A 3,466-nucleotide genomic window follows, 5' to 3' on the forward strand; every position below is an offset into this window, starting at 1 on the left:
AACAATTTCTTTTTAAAGTCTTTATCTTAGTATGAGTACCTTCAAGTGGACCATTAGACCAAGGATAATCAAAAGAATTACATATCTCATCAAACCAGTTATTAAAAGCAGTGATACAAGATTAAATTCTTTTAAATCAGATTCTTCAGCTCTTCTTATCCATTCCCTTAAAGATTTAGATGCTCTAACTCTATTGGTTGACTTAGAACATATTGGTAAAACAGTTCCTTTAACCTATATGCTAACTTCAAATCGTTGTTTAAATCAAGCATTAAAGAAACTTCTTTAGCTTGTTCAGTTGTTAAATTAAGCAGGTTTTGTAAGTAGACTCCTACTTCTCTTAAAATACTTTCTAAGCTTAGAAGAAATATCTTTTGAATCCTCTTTCTAACATTCTCTAAAGCCCATGAAACTTGTCTTATGAAGTGATACCTATCAACAATATGGATAGAAGTTTTAAAGAACCTATTCTTAACAGACTTAAAGGTATTGGACATATCACTTACAAAAAACTTAACTTCTTGTCTCTCCTTGTTAGGAACTTTTTAAAGTATTTAAACAAAAAGTTCTTATCCCTAGTAGGCAAAATATCAATGACAGAGTGCTTATCACCATTAAGAAGAGAAGTTTGATACTTAATATTTCCACTATCACCTTTAAACTCATCTATACACAATACACTTGAAAGTTTTGCTCTTGAAACATATAAACAATGTAAAATTCTCAAAACAGTATTAGAAGAAACATTATACCTACTAGCAATAGAAGAGCTAGAATGAAGTTCATTAAATTCAGCAACAATAGCAAAAACAAGCCTATAAGTCATAGTGTGACCCTTAGCAATAAAATCAAGTTCTCTTTCAAAACGACAACCACAAGACTTACAATCATACCTAGTCTTCTTTAAATGAATAAGACATTTCTTACCATGAATATGAGTATCCTTAATCTTTTGAATCCTATGATCATGAACCCAAATCTTTGTAGAACCACAGTGAGGACAAGTATCCATCTTTGTAACAGAAGCATAAATGTGAACAAATTCCTTATCCTCACAAAAACTATCAAAAATTACATCTTTAAAACCCAACAAATTCATGTTATTATTATTTTGCACTTATATGCACCTCCTAACAAAGTTTGTTGTTATTTTAAGTTTAGGACTAAATGCGTATAAGTGCAATTTTTTTTACATAAAAATATCTGTTAGAGATTTACTCCCAACAGATATTATAGAGCCTTTTTTATTTATTATAATGAAGAATTAGAAAGAGGATAATTTTTAGAGCTTAAGTATATGCAATTAAAAGTTAATTTATTTTTCATTATATATTATTAACAGGTTTGAGAAAAATATTTGCTTTAAGATCTAAAATTAAGAATGGTCAAGGTAACTATATAATAAAAGAAATAGGTGAATAAAGCATAGTTATATATGTATGTTTCAAAAGAAAGTGTTTATAAATATATTGATGGGTATCTTGTTAATAACTAATTACTAGTTTAATGATGAGATAGATTATAGAAAATGGAGTCTATCCAGTGTGAGAGTTATATTTTAAACTATGATTTCAAAAGGAACTAATTGAAGAACATTATAAGTATGAAATATATGATCCTCAAGGGGGTATATAACTACAGTACACTGAGTGGAAGAAGGTAAATTTAATGCCTAGATATTTTAACAGACAAGTATAAAATTTTATAACCTTTTTTTGAAACTTCTATACATAGCTAGAAGACACATGATTTGTAGTATAAAGTATAAAATTGTATACTTGTCTGTTAAAAAATATCTAGGCATTAAAATTTACCTTCTTCCACTCCAGTGTACTGTAGTTATATACCCCCCTTGAGGATCATATATTTCATACTTATAATGTTCTTCAATTAGTTCCTTTTGAAATCATAGTTTAAAATATAACTCTCACACTGGATAGACTCCCATTTTCTATAATCTATCTCATCATTAAACTAGTAATTAGTTATTAACAAGATACCCATCAATTATATTTATAACACTTTTCTTTTGAAACATACATATATAACTATGCTTTATTCACCTATTTCTTTTTATTATATAGTTACCTTGACCATTCTTAATTTTAGATCTTAAAGCAAATATTTTTCTCAACCTGTTAATAATATATAATGAAAAAATTAACTTTTAATTGCATATACTTAAGCTCTAAAAAATTATCCTCTTTCTAATTCTTCATTATAATAAATAAAAAAAGGCTCTATAATATCTGTTGGGGAGTAAATCTCTAACAGATATTTTTATGTAAAAAAATTGCACTTATACGCATTTAGTCCTAAACTTAAAATAACAACAAACTTTGTTAGGAGGTGCATATAAGTGCAAAATAATAATAACATGAATTTGTTGGGTTTTAAAGATGTAATTTTTGATAGTTTTTGTGAGGATAAGGAATTTGTTCACATTTATGCTTCTGTTACAAAGATGGATACTTGTCCTCACTGTGGTTCTACAAAGATTTGGGTTCATGATCATAGGATTCAAAAGATTAAGGATACTCATATTCATGGTAAGAATGTCTTATCATTTAAAGAAGACTAGGTATGATTGTAAGTCTTGTGGTTGTCGTTTGAAAGAGAACTTGATTTTATTGCTAAGGGTCACACTATGACTTATAGGCTTGTTTTTGCTATTGTTGCTGAATTTAATGAACTTCATTCTAGCTCTTCTATTGCTAGTAGGTATAATGTTTCTTCTAATACTGTTTTGAGAATTTACATTGTTTATATGTTCAAGAGCAAAACTTTCAAGTGTATTGTGTATAGATGAGTTTAAAGGTGATAGTGGAAATATTAAGTATCAAACTTCTCTTCTTAATGGTGATAAGCACTCTGTCATTGATATTTGCCTACTAGGGATAAGAACTTTTGTTTAAATACTTTAAAAAAGTTCCTAACAAGGAGAGACAAGAAGTTAAGTTTTTTGTAAGTGATATGTCCAATACCTTTAAGTCTGTTAAGAATAGGTTCTTTAAAACTTCTATCCATATTGTGATAGGTATCACTTCATAAGACAAGTTTCATGGGCTTTAGAGAATGTTAGAAAGAGGATTCAAAAGATATTTCTTCTAAGCTTAGAAAGTATTTTAAGAGAAGTAGGAGTCTACTTACAAAACCTGCTTCTAATTTAACAACTGAACAAGCTAAAGAAGTTTCTTTAATGCTTGATTTAAACAACGATTTGAAGTTAGCATATAGGTTAAAGGAACTGTTTTACCAATATGTTCTAAGTCAACCCAATAGAGTTAGAGCATCTAAATCTTTAAGGGAATGGATAAGAAGAGCTGAAGAATCTGATTTAAAAGAATTTAAATCTTGTATCACTGCTTTTAATAACTGGTTTGATGAGATATGTAATTCTTTTGATTATCCTTGGTCTAATGGTCCACTTGAAGGTACTCATACTAAATAAAGACTTTAAAAAGAA

Annotated in this window: 3 protein-coding genes and 2 pseudogenes; 3 read left to right on the top strand and 2 right to left on the bottom strand. The window is 28.2% G+C overall.

Annotation, left to right across the window (positions count from 1 at the left end):
* Together BIV18_RS11505 and BIV18_RS11510 are read right to left on the bottom strand one after the other, a co-directional pair.
* A partial coding sequence (locus tag BIV18_RS11505; protein ID WP_144015231.1) for a transposase occupies positions 1-115 on the bottom strand: 115 nt, incomplete at its 3' end.
* A 52-nt stretch (positions 116-167) separates the two neighbouring features.
* Positions 168-1,099 (bottom strand): annotated as a pseudogene (locus BIV18_RS11510) (transposase).
* Positions 1,100-2,377: 1,278 nt separating this feature from the next.
* On the opposite strand from BIV18_RS11510, the gene BIV18_RS09685 reads away from it, so the two are divergent.
* From BIV18_RS09685 to BIV18_RS09695, 3 genes and pseudogenes are all read left to right on the top strand, one after another.
* Positions 2,378-2,581 carry a transposase family protein gene (locus BIV18_RS09685; protein ID WP_075660423.1) on the top strand — a complete coding sequence of 68 codons (204 nt, stop codon included), beginning with the start codon at positions 2,378-2,380 and terminating at the stop codon, positions 2,579-2,581.
* A 15-nt stretch (positions 2,582-2,596) separates the two neighbouring features.
* Positions 2,597-2,809: a transposase family protein gene (locus BIV18_RS09690; protein ID WP_144015229.1), complete on the top strand. Its 213-nt coding sequence runs from the start codon at positions 2,597-2,599 to the stop codon at positions 2,807-2,809.
* 98 nt (positions 2,810-2,907) lie between these two features.
* A pseudogene (locus BIV18_RS09695) lies at positions 2,908-3,451 on the top strand (transposase).
* Positions 3,452-3,466: the final 15 nt, after the last annotated feature.

The sequence above is a fragment of the Peptoniphilus grossensis genome, from assembly GCF_001940285.1.
Classification (GTDB): Bacteria; Bacillota; Clostridia; order Tissierellales; family Peptoniphilaceae; genus Peptoniphilus_A; species Peptoniphilus_A faecalis.